13 protein-coding genes are annotated in these 17452 nt (G+C 74.3%); 9 read left to right on the forward strand and 4 right to left on the reverse strand.

Going from position 1 to position 17452, the window contains the following annotated elements; translation table 11 throughout:
- Positions 1 to 127 precede the first annotated feature (127 nt).
- From ACZ6EM_RS17500 to ACZ6EM_RS17520, 5 genes are all read left to right on the forward strand, one after another.
- On the forward strand, positions 128 to 454 hold the full coding sequence (locus ACZ6EM_RS17500) for a hypothetical protein (protein WP_401052292.1): 327 nt from the start codon (positions 128 to 130) through the stop codon (positions 452 to 454).
- A 99-nt stretch (positions 455 to 553) separates the two neighbouring features.
- Positions 554 to 784, forward strand: a complete 231-nt coding sequence (locus ACZ6EM_RS17505) for a hypothetical protein (protein WP_401052290.1) — start codon at positions 554 to 556, stop codon at positions 782 to 784.
- 201 nt (positions 785 to 985) lie between these two features.
- A complete protein-coding gene (locus ACZ6EM_RS17510; RefSeq protein ID WP_401052288.1) occupies positions 986 to 1858 on the forward strand; it encodes a sulfurtransferase in 873 nt (290 codons plus the stop codon).
- 205 nt (positions 1859 to 2063) lie between these two features.
- Positions 2064 to 3596 carry a M1 family metallopeptidase gene (locus ACZ6EM_RS17515; protein WP_465772695.1) on the forward strand — a complete coding sequence of 511 codons (1533 nt, stop codon included), beginning with the start codon at positions 2064 to 2066 and terminating at the stop codon, positions 3594 to 3596.
- A 164-nt stretch (positions 3597 to 3760) separates the two neighbouring features.
- Complete coding sequence (locus tag ACZ6EM_RS17520; protein WP_465772696.1) at positions 3761 to 5308, forward strand: M1 family metallopeptidase; 1548 nt, start codon at positions 3761 to 3763, stop codon at positions 5306 to 5308.
- Between the two features lie 66 nt (positions 5309 to 5374).
- Here the strand turns inward: ACZ6EM_RS17520 and ACZ6EM_RS17525 are convergent, their stop codons facing one another.
- The 3 genes from ACZ6EM_RS17525 to ACZ6EM_RS17535 all read right to left on the reverse strand — a co-directional run bounded on the left by ACZ6EM_RS17525 (position 5375) and on the right by ACZ6EM_RS17535 (position 8823).
- Positions 5375 to 6184 carry an AAC(3) family N-acetyltransferase gene (locus ACZ6EM_RS17525; RefSeq protein WP_465772697.1) on the reverse strand — a complete coding sequence of 270 codons (810 nt, stop codon included), beginning with the start codon at positions 6182 to 6184 and terminating at the stop codon, positions 5375 to 5377.
- Positions 6185 to 6353: 169 nt separating this feature from the next.
- Positions 6354 to 7457: an alkene reductase gene (locus tag ACZ6EM_RS17530; protein ID WP_465772698.1), complete on the reverse strand. Its 1104-nt coding sequence runs from the start codon at positions 7455 to 7457 to the stop codon at positions 6354 to 6356.
- 34 nt (positions 7458 to 7491) lie between these two features.
- A complete protein-coding gene (locus ACZ6EM_RS17535; protein WP_401049470.1) occupies positions 7492 to 8823 on the reverse strand; it encodes a condensation domain-containing protein in 1332 nt (443 codons plus the stop codon).
- Between the two features lie 281 nt (positions 8824 to 9104).
- On the opposite strand from ACZ6EM_RS17535, the gene ACZ6EM_RS17540 reads away from it, so the two are divergent.
- Entirely contained in the window at positions 9105 to 10421 is a 1317-nt protein-coding gene (locus ACZ6EM_RS17540; protein ID WP_452178026.1) for an MFS transporter, read from the forward strand.
- A gap of 43 nt (positions 10422 to 10464) precedes the next feature.
- On the opposite strand, the gene ACZ6EM_RS17545 is transcribed toward ACZ6EM_RS17540, so the two are convergent.
- Positions 10465 to 12363, reverse strand: coding sequence for an FtsX-like permease family protein (locus tag ACZ6EM_RS17545; RefSeq protein ID WP_465772699.1), 1899 nt, complete (start codon positions 12361 to 12363; stop codon positions 10465 to 10467).
- A 212-nt stretch (positions 12364 to 12575) separates the two neighbouring features.
- Between ACZ6EM_RS17545 and ACZ6EM_RS17550 the strand changes: the two genes are divergently transcribed.
- The 3 genes from ACZ6EM_RS17550 to ACZ6EM_RS17560 all read left to right on the forward strand — a co-directional run bounded on the left by ACZ6EM_RS17550 (position 12576) and on the right by ACZ6EM_RS17560 (position 17342).
- Complete coding sequence (locus ACZ6EM_RS17550; RefSeq protein ID WP_465772700.1) at positions 12576 to 13946, forward strand: sensor histidine kinase; 1371 nt, start codon at positions 12576 to 12578, stop codon at positions 13944 to 13946.
- Positions 13946 to 14614 carry a LuxR C-terminal-related transcriptional regulator gene (locus ACZ6EM_RS17555; RefSeq protein ID WP_401051736.1) on the forward strand — a complete coding sequence of 223 codons (669 nt, stop codon included), beginning with the start codon at positions 13946 to 13948 and terminating at the stop codon, positions 14612 to 14614. Before ACZ6EM_RS17550 ends, ACZ6EM_RS17555 begins: the two co-directional genes overlap by 1 nt.
- A 271-nt stretch (positions 14615 to 14885) precedes the next feature.
- Positions 14886 to 17342, forward strand: a complete 2457-nt coding sequence (locus ACZ6EM_RS17560; RefSeq protein ID WP_401051734.1) for a penicillin acylase family protein — start codon at positions 14886 to 14888, stop codon at positions 17340 to 17342.
- Positions 17343 to 17452 lie beyond the last annotated feature (110 nt).

Below are 17452 nucleotides of genomic sequence, written 5' to 3' on the forward strand. Positions count from 1 at the left end.
GTTTCAACCTTTAAACCACTCGAATAGGTGGATTAGAAGAACCGTTTTTGCGGATTTTGGGCCTCTAGGGTGATCTCGCACCGATGAATCCGGGTACCGCCGGGTACCACCTGAAAGGCCCTCACCCATGCGTCTCCGCAACGCCGTGCTCGCCGCCGCCAGCGCCGTCGCCCTCGTCCTCGCCGTTCCCTTCTCCGCCAACGCCGCGGAGGGCGATTTCCTCTACAAGGTCGGCCCCGGGGTCCTCACCGGCCTCGCCGACCCGCGGAGCGGCGAGTGCATCGACCTGCCGTGGACGACCGAGGACGCTCCGGGCTTCGCGCCGGAGAACCTCACCCGCTCCACGGCCACGGTCTTCCTGGACTCCGGCTGCGCGGGTGACGTGTTCTACGTCATGAACCCCGGCAAGAAGCTCGGCGACCGGCTGAAGCTGCGCTCCGTCGTCTTCTCCTGAGCGGACCGTCACCGCTGATCCGAACGGTCCGGCGCCGCGTCGGGAGCCGCCGGACCATCCGCCGAACGGCCCCACCGCCTGTGCCGTGGGGCCGTTCGGGTGGACGCGATCGTGCCGCTGGCGCCCGCGCTCTACACCTTCTCGACCTTCCACTGCATGACGATCTCGCTCGGTGAGGGCGGGGAGGGCCTCGGGACGGTCTGGGGCGAGCAGACGGCCCGGCGGATGCCGGCGGTGGCCGGGTTCCGCTCGGTCGAGGCGAAGCGGGTCGAGGGGGACGTGCTGAACCTGTACTGCGTGGCGCGGCTCGACGGCGCGGCGCAGGGCTGACGGCGCACGGGCGGGCTTCCCGGGCGGGGGTGACCGGGCGGATCTCCCGGCCGGGTGGCCGGGGCCGCACGGGCGGCGTAGGTTCGAACTGTCCGGCCCGGTCGCCGGCGCCTTGCCGTGCCCGTACGCCCTGCCGTCCTCGTGCGGCCCACCGTGCCCCGTCGGGCGCAGCAACCTGGGCAGAGCGAAGGAGGGCCTGGGATGACCGGCAACGGCTACGCGCACCCCGAGACGTTGGTCCGCACCGAATGGCTGGCCCACCACCTGGACGACGGGACGATCCGGGTCGTCGAGGTGGACGAGGACACCGAGGCCTACGACCGGGACCACATCCCCGGCGCGGTCGGCTGGAACTGGACCACCGACCTGCACAGCCAGGTCGGCCGGGACTACGTCGACCGCGACGGCGTCCAGCACCTGCTGCGGGCGGCCGGGGTCGAGGACGACACCACCGTCGTGCTCTACGGCGGCAACAACAACTGGTTCGCCGCCTACGCCTACTGGCTGCTGCGGCTGCGCGGCTACGGGCCGGTGCGGCTGCTGGACGGCGGGCGCAAGAAGTGGGAGCTGGAGGGGCGGGAGCTCACCCCCGAGGTGATGGACTACCAGCACACCGGCTACCGGATCGGCGGGCCCGAACGGCCGGAGCTGCGGGCGCTGCGGGACGAAGTCCTGGCCAAGGCGGAGGTGTTCGCCAAGCCCGGGGCGGACGCGGTGCTGGTGGACGTCCGCTCGCCGGCCGAGTTCCGGGGCGAGCTGATCGCACCCCCGCACCTTCCGCAGGAGCAGGCGCAGGTGCCCGGGCACATCCCGGGCGCGGTCAACGTCCCCTGGTCGCAGGCGGCCAACGACGACGGGTCGTTCCGCTCGGCGGAGGAACTGCGGGAGCTGTACGCGGGGAAGGGCGTGGAAGCGGAGCGCGAGGTGATCGCGTACTGCCGGATCGGCGAGCGCTCCGCGCACACCTGGTTCGCGCTCACCGAGCTGCTCGGGTACCCGCACGTGAAGAACTACGACGGCTCGTGGACGGAGTACGGCTCGCTGGTGCGGGCACCGGTGACGCTCGGAGCGTGAGTGGCGGGTGGGGCGGGGGTGACGGGTGGGATGCGGGCGCCGGGTGGGGCCCGCGGGAGGGTGTGACGGCTTCGCGGCAGCGCTGCGAAGCCGTCATGTCGGCGGGTTTCTTTTCATGAACATCTCACAATTTGGGAGTGGACGGGGCGCACCCGGGACAAGGATCGATCCAACCCCATCGTTCCGGTGATCCCTGGAGGACCACGTGCGCAAGAGGCTGATCGTCTCTGCTGCCAGTGCCCTGAGCCTGTTCCTGGCCGTTCCCGCCTCGGCTTCCGACTTCCAACCCGGCGCGGCCGGGGTCGGCGACCCGTACTACCCGACCTACGGAAACGGCGGCTACCGCGTCTCCCACTACGACATCCGGCTGAAGTACCAGCCCGCCACCGACGAACTGGAGGGCACCACGACGATCCTCGCCACGGCGACCCAGAACCTCTCCCGGTTCAACCTCGACTTCGCGCTGAACGTCTCCGAGGTCCGGGTCAACGGGCGGCCCGCGACCTTCGCCACCAGCGGCGAGCAGGAGCTGGAGATCACCCCCGCCCGGCCGCTCGCCAAGGGCGCCCAGGCCACCGTGGTGGTGCGCTACAAGGGCGTGCCGTCCACCGTGAAGCGGTACGGCTTCACCAGCTGGCACCGCACGCCGGACGGCGGGATCGCGGCGAACGAGCCCGAGGCGGCCTGGTGGTGGTTCCCGAGCAACGACCACCCGACCGACAAGGCCACCTACGACGTCTCGGTCCTCGTGCCGGACGGCACCCAGGCGATCAGCAACGGCGTGCTGACCGGCACCACCTCCCAGGCGGGCTGGACCCGGTACAGCTGGCGCGAGAACAAGCCGCAGGCGACGTACCTGGCCACGCTGGCGATCGGCAAGTTCGACGTCACCCGGGACACCACGGCCAGCGGGCTGCCGGTCTACAACGCGTACAGCAAGGACCTCGGGGAGAACGCCGACGCGGCCCGGGCGAGCGTCGAGCGCACCGGCGAGCTGGTGGACTGGCTGAGCGGCTACTTCGGCGAGTACCCGTTCAGCTCCGTCGGCGGCTACGTCCCCAATGTGCCGACCGGCTACGCCCTGGAGACCCAGACCCGGATCTTCTACAGCCCCCGGCAGTTCGCCAAGGGCTCCAACACCTCCGTGGTCGTGCACGAGCTGGCCCACCAGTGGTACGGCGACAGCGTCTCGCTCTCCCGCTGGAGCGACATCTGGCTGAACGAGGGCTTCGCCCGGTACGCGCAGTTCCTCTGGTCGGAGCACGAGAACGAGGGCACCGCGCAGGAACTGGCCGACTACGTCTACGCCTCGCACCCGGCCGACGACCCGTTCTGGAAGATCAAGCCGGGCGACCCGGGCCCGGACGACCAGTTCTCCGGTGCGGTCTACGAGCGCGGTGCGGTGGCCGTCCAGGCGCTGCGCAACGCCGTCGGGGACGAGAAGTTCTTCCGGATCCTGAAGGGCTGGCCCACCGAGCGCCGCTACGGCAACGCCACGATTCCGGAGTTCCAGGCCTACGCCGAGCAGGTCTCCGGGAAGAAGCTCGGCGACGTGCTGAACACCTGGCTGTTCACCCCGAGCAAGCCCGCCGTCGGACCGGTGCCGCCGGGCACCGCTGCCTCGGCCTCGCTGGCGCCGGGCGCGAACACCGGCCGGGACGCGGGGCAGCCCCCGGCCGAGCCGAAGTCCTGGAAGAAGATCCAGGAGACCAACTCGGTGCACGAAGCCCATAACTGACGACATGCCGGACCAGCCGACGTGACGGCTCCGCGGTACCGCTCCGGAGCCGTCATGTCGGCGCGTTTCTTTTCATGAAGATCTCACGATCGGGGAGTGGGCGAGGGGTTGACGGGAGAAGGATCGATTCGACCCCGTCGTTCCGGTGATTCCTGGAGGACCATGTGCGCAAGAGGCTGATCGTCTCCGCCGCCAGTGCCCTGAGCCTGTTCCTGGCCGTTCCCGCTTCCGCTTCCGACTTCCAACCCGGCGCGGACGGGGTCGGGGACCCGTACTACCCGACCCTCGGCAACGGCGGGTACAGCGTGTCGCACTACGACATCCGGCTGAAGTACCAGCCCGCCACCGACGAGCTGGAGGGCACCACGACGATCCTGGCCACGGCGACCCAGGACCTCTCCCGGTTCAACCTCGACTTCGCGCTGAAGGTCTCCGAGGTCCGGGTCAACGGGCGGCCCGCGACCTTCGCCACCAGCGGCGATCAGGAACTGGAGATCACCCCTGCCCGGCCGCTGGCCAAGGGCGCCCAGGCCACCGTGGTGGTGCGGTACAAGGATGTGCCGTCCACCGTGGAGAAGTACGGCGGCTACACCGCCTGGCGCCGCACCCCGGACGGTGCGGTGGTGGCCGGCGAGCCCGTGTCGGCCGGCTGGTGGTTCCCGAGCAATGATCACCCGAGCGACAAGGCGACCTTCGACGTCTCGGTGCTGGTGCCGGACGGCAACCAGGTGATCAGCAACGGCGTGCTGACCGGCACCAGCTCGCAGGCGGGCTGGACCCGGTACAGCTGGCGGGAGAACAAGCCGCAGGCGACCTATCTGGCCACGCTGGCGATCGGCAGGTTCGACGTCACCCGGGACACCACGGCGAGCGGGCTGCCGGTCTACAACGCGTACAGCAAGGATCTGGGTGACAACGCCGCCGCGGCGCGGGCGAGTATCGAGCGCACCGGCGAGTTGGTGGACTGGCTGAGCGGCTACTTCGGCGAGTACCCGTTCAGCTCCGTCGGCGGCTACGTCGCCAACACCCCGTCCAGTGGCGCCCTGGAGACCCAGACCCGGGTCTCCTACGGCCCCGGGCTGTTCGCCAGGGGCACCAATACGTCGGTGGTCGTGCACGAGCTGGCCCACCAGTGGTACGGCGACAGCGTCTCGCTCTCCCGCTGGTCCGACATCTGGCTGAACGAGGGCTTCGCCGAGTATGCGCAGTTCCTCTGGTCCGAGCACGAGAACGAGGGCACCGCACAGGAACTGGCCGACTACATCTACGCCTCACGCCCGGCCGACGACCCGTTCTGGACCGTCAAGCCGGGCGACCCGGGCGAGGACAACCAGTTCTCCCTCGCGGTGTACTACCGCGGCGCGCTGGCCATCCAGGCGCTGCGCAACGCCGTCGGGGACGAGAAGTTCTTCCGGATCCTGAAGGGCTGGCCCACCGAGCGCCGCTACGGCAACGCCACCATTCCGGAGTTCCAGGCCTACGCCGAGCAGGTCTCCGGGAAGAAGCTCGGGGACCTGCTGAACACCTGGCTGTTCACCCCGAGCAAGCCCGCCGTCGGACCGGTGCCGCCGGGCACCGCTGCCGCGGCCTCAGCCTCGGCCTCGCTGGCGCCGGGCGCGGACGCCGGCCGGGACGCGGGGCAGCCCCCGGTCGAGCCGAAGTCCTGGAAGAAGATCCAGGAGACCAGCTCGGTGCACGAGGGACGTCACTGACGGCAGGGCGGCACAGGAGGATCGGGCCGGCGGTTCCGCGCGTACGGCGGGGACCGTCGGCCCGGCCTATGCCGCTCCGGGGCCGTCGGCCGCCAGCAGTTCGGTGAGGCGGCGGACGGCGAAGGGTATGAGCTCGCGGACCGGGACCAGGCGGCAGGCCGCCTCGCCGACCAGCACCTCGCGGATGCCCGCCCGCTCCTCGAACTCCCGCCCCACGACAGGGAAGTGGGTGTCGTTGTCGTCCGCCACGTCCGGTGCCTCGATCCAGACCCGCTCGCCCTGGATCGCCATCGGGAAGCGGCGGAGCTTGAGCCGGCGGTTGGGCGCGAAGGTCTCCGCGTAGTGCAGGAAGGTGTTGCGGTTGTGGCCGACGCCGACCAGCAGCACGTACCCGCCGAGGTCGTGCAGCGCGCCGAAGGGCGACTCCCGGCCGACGGCGAAGCCGAGCGAGCGCCGGGCGGTGACCTCCCGGGCGTGTGCGCCCACGGCGGCGACCGAGACCTGCGGGTGGGTGCTGCGCAGGCTCTCCGGCAGGGTGCGCAGTGCCTCCGCCACCGCGCCCGTGGCGGAGGACATCTCGGAGTGGAACATCGGTACGGCGGACCGGAGTTCGGCCACTTCGGGCCCGGGGGCGCCGCTGTGCCCGGGAGCCGGGTCACGGACCGTGTCGGAGGTGAAGGTGGGCGCGGCGACGGTGCCGCCGGGCCCGACCGCCGCGCGCAGGCTGGCCACCACGGCCGCCGCGCCGCCCTCGACCCGGCCGAGGCTGGAGAGCGAGGAGTGCACGATCAGCGCCATGCCCTCGCGGACGCCCGCCCGGTGCCAGCCCTCCACGAGGTCGGCGGTGGTGAGCGGGCCGGTGCCCGGTGTGGTCATGGTGCCCCCTGCGGTGCTGTTCGTGCTGGGATCGTTCGGGGCCGACCATAGCGGGTGGCACTGACAGTCGGTCAGGACGGGGGTGCCGTCGGCCGGTCCGCGGGCCGGAGCCCGGGTCGGAACCCGGTCCGGATCGCGGGTCGGTGCGCGATCCGGCTCACGATCCGGCTCACGGTCGGGCGGCCGGTCGCAGGCGCGGGTAGTCGGTGTAGCCGGTGGCCTCCTGGCCGTAGAGGTGGGTGGGGTCGACGGGGGCGAGCGGACCGTCCGCGGCGAACCGTTCCGGCAGATCGGGGTTGGCGATGAAGGCGCGGCCGTAGGAGACCAGGTCGGCCAGGCCGGCGGCGAGCACCGCCTCGCCGCGCTCGCGGTCGGTGGCGGCGCGGTTCTCGCCGACGTTGCCGATCAGCGGGCCGGACCAGCGCGGTCGCAGGTCGGCCAGGGCCGGGTAGTCGTCGTTGTCGGTGAGGTGGAGGTAGGCCAGGCCGAGGGCGTCGAGTTCGCCGAGCAGCGCGCGGTAGACCGGCGCGGGGTCGGCCTCGTGCATGCCGAACTGCGGGTTGCCGGGGGACAGTCGCAGGCCGAGGCGGTCGGGGCCGACGGCCTCGGCGACGGCGGTGACCAGCTCGATCGGGAAGCGCAGCCGGTCGGCGAGGGTGCGCGGGCCGTACTCGTCGGTGCGCAGGTTGGTGTTGTCGGCCAGGAACTGGTGGATCAGGTAGGAGTTGGCGCCGTGGAGTTCGACGGCGTCGAAGCCGGCGTCGAGGGCCAGGCGGGCGGAGCCGACGTGGTCGGCGACGGTGCGGTGGATCTCCTCGCGGGTCATGGCGCGCGGGGTGACGGCCTCGGCCTTGCCGCCGTCCTTGACGTGCACCGGGCCCGGGGCGGGGACGGCGGAGGGGCCGGCCGGGACGTCGCCGAGCAGCCGGTTGAGCGGGTGGCCCTGGCGTCCGCCGTGCATCAGCTGGGCGACGATCCGGCCGCCGGCGGCGTGCACGGCCTCGGTCACCGCGCGCCAGCCGGCCACGTGCGCGGGCGTCTCCAGGCCGGGCAGGCGCCAGCCGGACTGGCCCTGCCGGCTGGGCCAGATGCCCTCGGTGACGATCAGGCCGGCGCTCGCGCGCTGGGCGTAGTGCTCGGCGACGACGGGCAGGGGCGTACCGTCCTCGGCGGCCCGGTACCGCGTCATCGGGGCCATGACGACGCGGTTCGGCAGGTCGAGCCGGCCGAGGCGGTACGGGGTGAGCAGGGTCGCGGTGGCGGTGGTGGTCATGCCGGTACGGTAAAACCTGACATCAGTGTCAGGTTCAAGCGCGCTCGGCGGCCTCGGTGAGGATCAACTCCTCGATGCCGTAGAGGAATCGTTCCATCGCGGCGCGCGGGAGCAGGGACGGGTCCGCCGTCATGGCCAGGCTCAGCGCCTCGGCGGACTGCAGGACGTCCAGGGCGTAGGTCAGGCCGGGGCGCGGTTCGAACTCCACCGGCCAGGTGAGCGTGGTCCGGTCCTCGCCGGGGTCGGCCGCCACCGGGAGGAGCTCCCGGGTGTCGTTGAACACGCAGGAGCGGTCCGCGAGTCGGACGCCCTCCGCGGTCAGTCGCGCGACCTCGGCGGCCAGGGCCGACCTGTCGTAGTACGCGTGCCGGTAGGTGCCGATCGCCGCGGCGTGGGTCCGGCGCACCACCTCGCCGAACTCGGCCGTGGCGTCCGGAAGACGGAACAGGCCGTCGCCCGCGACCACGCTCACCGCGTCGGCCAGTTCGGGCAGGAAGCGGTTGTTGACCACGACGTTCAGCACGGCCTCGGTCGAGCCGGCGAGCCGGGCGGTCATCGCCGCCGTCGCGGCGAGCAGCACCGAGCCCGTGCTGACCCGGTGCCTGGCCGCCACCCGCTCGACGGCTCGGGGCAGGGCGGGGGAGCGGAGCACCGCGTTCGGGAACCGGGCGGGCTGCTCGGCGGCCGGCGGGAAGAGCCGGTCCGGGCCCAGTCGGAGCTTGCGCACGAACTGCTTGCGGGCCGCCGCATCGCGCCGCAGGCCCCGGTCGGAGGTCTGGAACTCGGCCTCCTCCAGCGGCTGTCGGGTGGATCGGCGCAGCTCGGCCAGCTCCTCGGGCGAGCCGCCGAGGCAGAGCGCGGCCAGGTCGGCGACCAGCCGGCTCATTCCGGAGCCGTCCACCGCGGTGTGCGAGAGCACCAGGCTGACGTGCCGGACCAGCCCGTCCGCCGTCACCGCGCCGATCCGCAGCGGCCACTGGACGGCGGTGTCGAAGGCCTGGGCCGCCAGTTCCTCGTGCAGCCGGGCGCCCGGCCCGGCCGGGTCCTGGCCTTCCCCGGCGGTCAGCAGGTGGACGGCCAGGGTGCCTTCGCCGTCCACGGTCTGGCGGAGGTCGCCGGCCTCGTCCGGGAGCAGGCGGGTGTGCAGCGAGTCGTGCAGGTGCAGCAGCTGTTCCAGCGCGGTCAGCAGGACCGGCAGCGGCAGCCCCGGGTCCAGCGGCGCCGCGGTGGCGATGTTGTAGCGCGGCGCATCGGCCGGCGGCAGCTGTCGTACGGCGTCCCAGATGGCCCGTTGGCCCCAGGTGGCCGGGCCGGATCCGGTCCGGCCGGACGAGAAGGGGATCTCCAGCAGTTGACGAGTGGTCACCGATCGGCTCTCCGTGGTGCGGTGGTCGTTGAGTCGTGCCGGTGCGTTGGGAGCGCGGGTGCTGCTGGGGAGAGTGTGGCGCACCGCCCGCCGCGCGTCGAGGGCTGCGCCGGTGGCGCCGGTCGAGTGCGCGGGTCCGTCGAGGCGGGCCGGGTGGAGCCTGCCCGCTCGTCGCCACGGGTGGTCCTTGGGGTTCCAAAGGTCTCTTGATGTGAAGTATCTTGATATCGAGATTGATGTCGATCACGCGACGGGGGACCGCCATGCGGGGAAACGGACTGATGGCGCAGCTGCGGCGGCCGCCGGGCGGGCGGGACGCGCGGATCATGCTGCTGGCGCAGTGCGTCGACCGGACCGGCACGGGGGTGTGGGCGGCGGCCTCGGTGCTCTACTTCACCTATGCGTGCGGAATGGACGCGCGCCGGCTGGGGCTGCTGCTCGGGGTGGGGGCGGTGGCGGGGATCGTCGGGTCCCCGCTGGCCGGGCGGGCGGCCGAACGGTTCCCGGTGCGGTGGCTGCTGATCGGCTGCCACCTGCTGCGGCTGGGGGCGATGGGACTGCTCCTGGTGGTCGACGACTTCGCCGCGCTGCTGCCCGTGGTGGCCCTGATCTGCCTGGCCGAGCGGGCCGCCAAGACGCTGGAGATGCTGTTCGCGACCCGGGTGGCGGGCGAGCGGCGGGCCACCTACCAGGCGCTGTTCCGCAGTGTGGCCAACGCCGGGTACGCGCTCGGCGCGGGCGTCGCCGCGATCGGACTGGCGGTGGGGACCGCGGGCGCCTACCGGGTGCTGATCGCGGCCAACGGGCTGTCCTACCTGCTGGCCGCCGTACTGGTCCGGCGCACCCGGGAGCCGTCCGGGCACGGCCTGGTCGCGGCGAAGGCCGGCGACCGGCCCGGCGACCGGCCCGGCGGCGAGCCCGCCGGGACGCCGTCCGCCGTGCCGAGCCCCTGGCGCGACCGCGGCTACCTGCGGTTCGTCCTGCTGGACATCCCGCTGAACCTGGACGACTCGATCCTCAACGTCGGGCTGCCGCTCTGGCTGGTCCACCACACCGGCGCGCCGCACGCCGTCGTCCCGGTCTTCCTGGTGCTCAACACGGTGCTCGTGGTGCTGCTGCAACTGCGGGTCTCGGCCTGGGCGGAGGGCGCGCTCGGGGCGGCCGCCGCGCTGCGCTGGTACGGGGTGACGGTGCTGGGCGGCTGTCTGCTGATCGTGCTCGCCACCGGCGCCGGGCCGGTCGTGGCCTCGGTCGCGCTGCTGGGCGCGGCGGTCCTGATCACCCTGGCGGAGCTGCTGCGCTCGGTGAGCTCCTGGGAGCTGGCGGTGGTGCTGGCCCCGCCGGGCGCCCGGGCCTCGTACCTGGGGGTCGCCGGGATGTCCCAGTCGGTGCAGAAGTCGGTGGGGCCGCTGCTGCTGACCGGCGTGGTGATGGCGGCCGGACCGCTCGGCTGGCTCGGTCTCGGCGCGGCCACCGTCGGTCTCGGCGCGCTCCAGCGCCGGGCCGGCCTGCGGCGGCTGGCGACGCTGGGCGGGGCGGCCGACGGCACCGTGGCCGAGCCGGCGCGTCCGGCCCCGGCGTCGGCCACGGTGGGCTGAGCCGATTGGAGGCCCGCGCCGGCCCAAGGAGCGGGCGTGCCGCTCAGCGGGCGGCGGCCGCCACCGGGCGATGGCGGAGCATCCAGCCGGCGGCCGGGGCGGCGCACAGGGCGGCGAGGACCACCGCCCCGGCCGCCACCAGCCCGACCGGCCGCCACGGCAGCGCCCACGGCCCCGGCACGCCGAGGACGCCCAGCGCGGCGTGCATGGCGCCGAGTTGGGCGCCGGCCACGGCGCAGCCCAGCACCACGCCGACCGCCGCCACCAGCACCGCCTCGGCGGTCACCAGGCGCACCACCTGGCCCCGGGTGGCGCCGGCCAGCCGGAGCAGGGCGAGTTCGCGAAGGCGGTCCCCGGTGGTGGTGAGCAGGGTGTTGGCGAGCGCGATCGCGGTGTAGAGGAGCGCGAGGCCGAGCACCAGGACGGTCCGCAGCCAGGAGATCCGGGCGTTCGCGGGCGAGGTGGCGGCGAACCAGCCGGCCCGGTCGAGGACCGTCGCCCCGTACGGGCGGAGGGCGGCCCGGGCGCGGTCGAGGGCGGCCGGGCCGTCCGTGCCGGGGGCGAGCCGGACCTCGATCCGGTCCACCCGGGCGCCCGGGGCGTTGGCGGCGGTGACGTACAGCCCGTTGTCGCCCAGGCCGTCGCGCAGCACGGCGACGGCCCGCAGAACGGTCCGGCTGCCGTCGGCCCGGACCACCGGGACCGGCTCGCCGACCGCCCGGCCCCACTCGGCGGGCAGGATCAGCGAGTCGTCGTCGAGACCGGCCGGGGAACCGGCCAGCAGGGGGAGCCGGGCGAGGGCGGCCAGGCCGGCCGGGTCGGCGGTGCGGGCCTCGGAGCGGACGGTGACGCCGTCCGGCTCGACCAGGGCCAGCGGGGTGGGCGCGGTCGCCGAGACGGCGCTCACGCCGGGGACGGGCCGCAGGGCGGCCACCAGCGGGGCCGCCGGACCGGCGGGGCGGACGACCAGGTCGGCGGCGGTCCGGGCACGGGCCTCGGCGGCCCGGGCGGCGCCCACCGTGTCCAGCGCGCCGCTCAGGGAGCCGGTCAGCGCCACCGCCACCAGCACCGGCGCGGCCACCGCGCCGGTGCGGCGCAACGCGGCGGCGGCGTTGGCGGGCACCAGCCGGCCCGCGTACCCGGTGAGCCGGACGGGCAGCAGCAGGCCGAGCACCCGGACCAGCGGCGGCGCCAGGAGCGGGGAGAGCAGGCCGGCCGCGCAGATCAGCCACATCGGCCGGGTGGTGTACGTCTTGCGGTGCAGCAGGTCGGCCGGGTCCCTGACGAGTGCGCTGCCGGCCAGCGCGGCGGCGGTGAAGACCAGACCGAGGCCGAGCAGCAGCCGGCCGCGGGTCAGCACCCCGGTGTCGAGGTCGGCCGCGCGCAGGGCGTCCAGCGGGCCGACCCGGCCCGCGCGCAGAGCGGCCACCGCGACCCCGCCCAGGGCGACCAGCAGCCCGGTCCAGAACGCGGCGTGCAGCGGCCAGGCCGAACCGCTCGGGGCGAACCCGGGCGGGGCCATGCCGACCCCGGACAGCCACCGCAGGAGCGCGGGCGCGCCGAGCCGGCCGAGCAGGCAGCCGGTGGCGGACGCGGCCGCGCCGAGCAGCAGCGCCTCGGCGAGCACCGTGCGCCGGACCTGGGCCCGGGTGGCCCCGGCCAGCCGGAGCAGGCCCAACTCGCGTCGGCGCCGGACGACCGCGTACGAGTAGGTGGAGGCGACGACGAACGCCGAGACGAACACGCTCACCCCGCCGGCGGTGCCGAGCGCGGCGACCAGCGAGACCAGCTCCCCGCCCCCGGGCGGCGCGTCGAGCGCGGCGGCGAGGCCGAGCAGCATCACGGCGGTCATCGCGACGCCGAGCGCGAGGGCGAGGAAGGCGCCGAGCAGGGAGGGCCGGCGTGTGGTGAGGGAGGTCAGGGCGATCCGCAGCATTCTCATGGCGTCCAGCGAACCGGCCGGGGGCGGGGGCGGTCAGCGGGCCGGGGCCTACTCCGGGAGGTAGGGGCGGCCCTACCCGTAGGGGGGATCCCCCGGTGGCGGGCCCCCGGGGCCGGGGGAGGACCCGGGAAAAGGTAGGCCGGGCTCTACCGCGGGCGCGTCCGCCCGGTGCCTAGGGTGTGCGGACGGGATTCCCGTGCCGAGGGGGCAAGGTGAGCGGCAGTACGGCGACCGGACAGGTCGGACAGGTCGGACAGGTCGGAGCGGACGGAGCGGACGGAGCGGATGGAGCGACCGGGCCGGGTGCGCGGGGCCGCTGGGCGCCGCCGGCCCGGGCCGGGTTCCTGCGCTCCGCCGCCCCCTGGCGGGCGGCCGGGTACCTGCTGGCGACCGGCCTGAGCGGGCTGCTGCTCTGCTTCGGGCTGTTGCTGTCGGGGCTGGTCGCCGGGGTCCTGACGGTGGTGCTGGTCGGGTTGCCGCTGGCGGCCGCACTGGTCCTGGCCGGGGTGCCGATCGCCGCCTGGGAGCGGCGGCTGGTCCGCTTCCTGGACGGCGGGCGGGTGCCGGACCCGCACCTCGTCCCCCACCAGCCGGGCCTGGCCGCCTGGTTGCGGCTGCGCTACCGCGAGCAGGCGACCTGGCGGGAGCTGGGCTTCGCGCTGCTGGCCGCCTTCGTGCTCTGGCCGATCGACCTGGCGGTGGCGGGCTGCGTCCTCGCCGTGCCCGGGTACCTGATCGCGGCGCTGCCGCTGCTCCTGCGGGACGGCGAGCAGGTGAACGTGCTCAAGGTGGTCGTGGTGCACTCGCCGGTGACGGCCGCCCTGCTCGGGCTGGCCGGACTGTTGCTGCTCCCGCTGCTCGCCTACCCGCTGGCCGTCCTGGCGGCGGCCCGGGCGGCGCTGGTCCGGCTGGTGCTGGCGCCGGGCGGGCAGGAGCAGCGGATCGGTGAACTGGTGCGCTCACGGGCCCGGTTGGTGGACGCCTTCGAGGCGGAGCGGCGCCGGATCGAGCGCGATCTGCATGACGGCGCGCAACAGCGGCTGGTGGCGCTGACCGTGGCGCTCGGGCTGGCCCGGCTGGACGCGCCGGCGGACGGGCCGTTGGCCGCCCGGCTGGCCGAGGCGCACCGGGAGGCAAGTGAAGTCCTCGCCGAACTGCGGGAGTTGATCAACGGCATTCATCCGCAGGTGCTCACCGACCACGGCCTGCCGGAGGCCTGCGCGGACGCCGCCGACCGCTCGCCCGTCCCCGTCGACACCCGCTTCGAGCTGCCCGGGCGGCTGCCGGCCCCGGTCGAGTCGGCGGGCTACTTCGCCGTCACCGAGGCGCTCGCCAACCTCGCCAAGCACAGTGGTGCGAGCGGCGCGACGGTCGAAGGCCGGTTCACGGACGGCCGGTTGACGATCGAGGTGACGGACGACGGCCGCGGCGGCGCCGACCCGGCGCGCGGCACCGGACTGACCGGGCTGGCCGACCGGGTCGCGGTGGTGCACGGCACACTGACCGTCAGCAGTCCGCCCGGCGGACCGACCCTGGTGCGGGTGGAGATCCCCTGCGCCCCGATCGACCGAGGAGCGGCGTGATGACGAGTGGACCGACGGCGGACGGCCTGCGGGTGGTGCTGGCCGAGGACGGCGTCCTGCTGCGCGAGGGCCTGGTCGGCCTGCTGGCCCGGTTCGGGCACCGGGTGGTGGCGGCCGTCGGGGACGCCGAGGCGCTGCGGACGGCGGTCGGGGAGTACCGGCCGGACCTCGTGGTCACGGACGTCCGGATGCCGCCGGGCCAGAGCGACGAGGGGCTCCGGGCGGCGCTCGCGCTGCGCGAACGCTTCCCCGGGCTGCCCGTCCTGGTGCTCAGCCAGTACGTGCAGCACTCGTACGCGGCCCGGCTGCTGGAGGCGGGGGACGGCCGCGGGGTCGGCTACCTGCTGAAGGACCGGATCGGGCAGATCGAGGAGTTCGTCGCGGCCGTCGGCACGGTGGCCGCCGGGGGCACGGTGGTGGACCCGGAGGTGGTGCGGCACCTGCTGCGCCGCCGCCGCAGTCCGCTGGAGCGGCTCACCCCGCGCGAGCGGGAGGTGCTGGGGCTGATGGCGCAGGGGCGGTCGAACGCGGCGATCTGCCGGGAGCTGACGGTCTCGGAGGCGGCGGTGAGCAAGCACATCGGCAACATCCTGATGAAGCTGGACCTGCCGCCGGCCGAGGAGGCCCACCGGCGGGTGCTGGCGGTGCTGGAGTTCCTCCGGGCGTGAGGGCGCCCTCGGCGGTGCCCGTTCGCCGTCGGCGCGGTCGGTGCGGTCGGCGCGCCCTCGTTCGGGTGAGGTTGCCGGGTCGGCCCGGGGCGCCGGACCCTGATGATCCACGGACCGCATCGCCCGACCGTAGAGGTGGTGCGGGCAAGGACCGTCCCCTACCCGAGACGTACACGGATCAGCCGGGTGGCCGAGGAAGGGTCGTCCCGAGGGGGGATGACCGGCCGGGCGCCACGGCGTCAGCGTGGGGCCCATGACGGGAACGGAAGACTTGAGAGAGCGTCAGTTCAGCGCGATCCGAAGGCGTTTCACCTCGGCGGCCGTGGCGGTCGGACTGACGTCCGCGCTGCTGGCGGCCCTGGTGCCCACCGCGGCGCGGGCCGCGGACGGCGACCCCGGGGCCGGCCAGGACATCGACCGGGGCGGCTGGACCGCGAAGATCAGCCGGACCGAGTACGGCGTCCCGCACGTCGTCGCCCGCGACTTCGGCGGCCTCGGCTACGGCTACGGGTACGCCTTCGCCCAGGACAACCTGTGCCAGCTCGCCGACCAGGTGGTCACCGTGCGCGGCGAGCGCTCGCGCCACTTCGGTCCGGACGGCCGCTCCGTCGACCTGGTGACCAACCTGGTGAGCGACACCTACCAGCGGGGCGTGCTGGGCACCGGGACGGTGCGGCGGCTGCTGGCCGCCCCCGCGCCGCTCGGCCCGACCGACGAGGCGCGGCAGCTGGTGGACGGCTACGTCGCCGGGTACAACCGCTACCTGGGCGACACCGGCGCCGACCACCTCCCCGACCCGTCCTGCCGGGGGAAGGCCTGGGTCGGGCCGATCACCGCGGACGATCTGTGGAACATCCTCTACGACGTCAACACCGAAGCGGGCAGCTCCGCCGCCAAGCAGCAGATCGCCACGGCCGTCCCGGGCGCCGGGGCCGGACTCGCCCCCGGCGCGAGCGCTGCGGGGGCGACCGCGGAGGGGACGTCCGGAGCCGGGGCGGCCCCGGCCCGGATCGCCGCTCCGGGCCGCTCCGCCGACAACCCCGAACTCGGCAGCAACGCCTGGGCGATCGGGCGCGACGCCAGCCGCAACGGCAACGGCCTGCTGCTGGCCAACCCCCACCTCCAGTGGGCCGGTTCGCAGCGCTTCTACCAGGCCCAGCTGACCATCCCCGGCGTCCTGGACGTCGCCGGCGCCGGACTGTACGGCATCCCGTTCCTCCAGATCGGCCACACCCGCGGCCTCGCCTGGAGCCACACCACCAGCTACGCGGACCACTACACCCTCCACCGGCTCACGCTGGTGCCCGGCGACCCGACCGCGTACCTGGTGGACGGCAAGGTCGAACGGATGGCCCAGGAGGCCGTCAGGATCACCGTCCGGGCCGCCGACGGGACGCTCTCCACCGTCGACCGGACCGTCTACCGCTCCCGCCTCGGCTACGTCCTCTCCGAGGGCTGGACCGGGCAGTACGCCTACACCCTCGGCGACGCCAACGCCGAGAACCTCCGCTCCCTGAACCAGTGGCTGGCGGTCGGCCGGGCCCAGAACCTCGACCAGCTGCGCCAGGCCCAGCGCACCTACCAGGGCCTCCCCTGGGTGTACACCACGGCCGTCGACTCCAGCGGCACCACCTGGTTCACCGACGCCTCCGCCGTCCCCCACCTCCCCGACGAGCAGCTCGGCCGCTGCCTGGCCGCGGTCACCGCCATCGGGCCGGTACTGGACGGTTCGACCACCGCCTGCGACCCGGGCCGCGACCCGGACGCGCTCGTGCCCGGCGTCTTCGGCCCCGCCAACCACCCGGCACTGACCCGCACCGACTACGTCGCCAACGCCAACAACGGCCCGTACCTGACCAACGCGGACGCGCCGATCACCGGCCTGCCCACCGTCTACCGGGGCGCCTCCGAGCGGATGCTGCGCACCCAGCTCAGCCTGCGGATGATCGCCGACCGCAGGGCCGGCACCGACGGCCTCGGCGCCCCCGGATTCACCCTCGGCTCGCTCCAGGCGACGATGTTCGGCAACCGGGTGCAGAGCGCCGAACTCGACCGCGACGACGCCGTGGCCCTGTGCCGCGCCCACCCGGAGATCGCCGCGTCCGACGGCACCCGGGTGGACGTGCGCCCGGCGTGCGGCGCGCTCGCGGCCTGGGACACGAGGGCCGACGCCGACAGCCGGGGCACCGTGCTCTGGCAGGCGTACCGGGACGCGCTGGCGAAGACCGGCACGACCGCCTGGCAGACGGTCCCGGCCGACCCGGCCCGGCCGCTGACCACCCCGCGCGGCATCGACGCCGCCAACCCCGTCGCCCAGCGTGCGCTGGCCGACGCGGTGAAGGACCTGGCGAGCCGCGGCCTCCCGGTGGACGCCCCGATCGGCCGCGTCCAGCGCTGGGCGGGCATCCCGCTGCACGGCTGCTCCCACCAGCTGGGCTGCTTCAACGTCGTCACGGCCGGACCGGACTCGGGCGCCGGCGGCGGCACCTACCCGACGGACGTCCGCAGCGTCCCGCACGGCGCCACCTTCGTGATGGCGACCGAGCTGACCGACCGGGGCCCGCGCACCCGGACGCTGCTCACCTACGGCGAGTCCGCCGACCCGACGTCCTCCCACTTCACCGACCAGACCCGCGCCTACGCCCGCAAGCAGTGGGTGACGGAGCGCTTCACCGAGGCCGAGATCCGCTCCGCCCCGGGCCTCACCGTCACCACCCTGCGACGCTGACCCGTTCCCGCCCCGAGCCCCGGGCGGCCGCCGTTGCCATGACGGCGGCCGCCCGGCGTGCGGTCACGGGTTTCCCACGAGATCTCCCACGGGCTCTCCCACGCGGTCGG

This window comes from Kitasatospora sp. NPDC041917 (assembly GCF_055589745.1).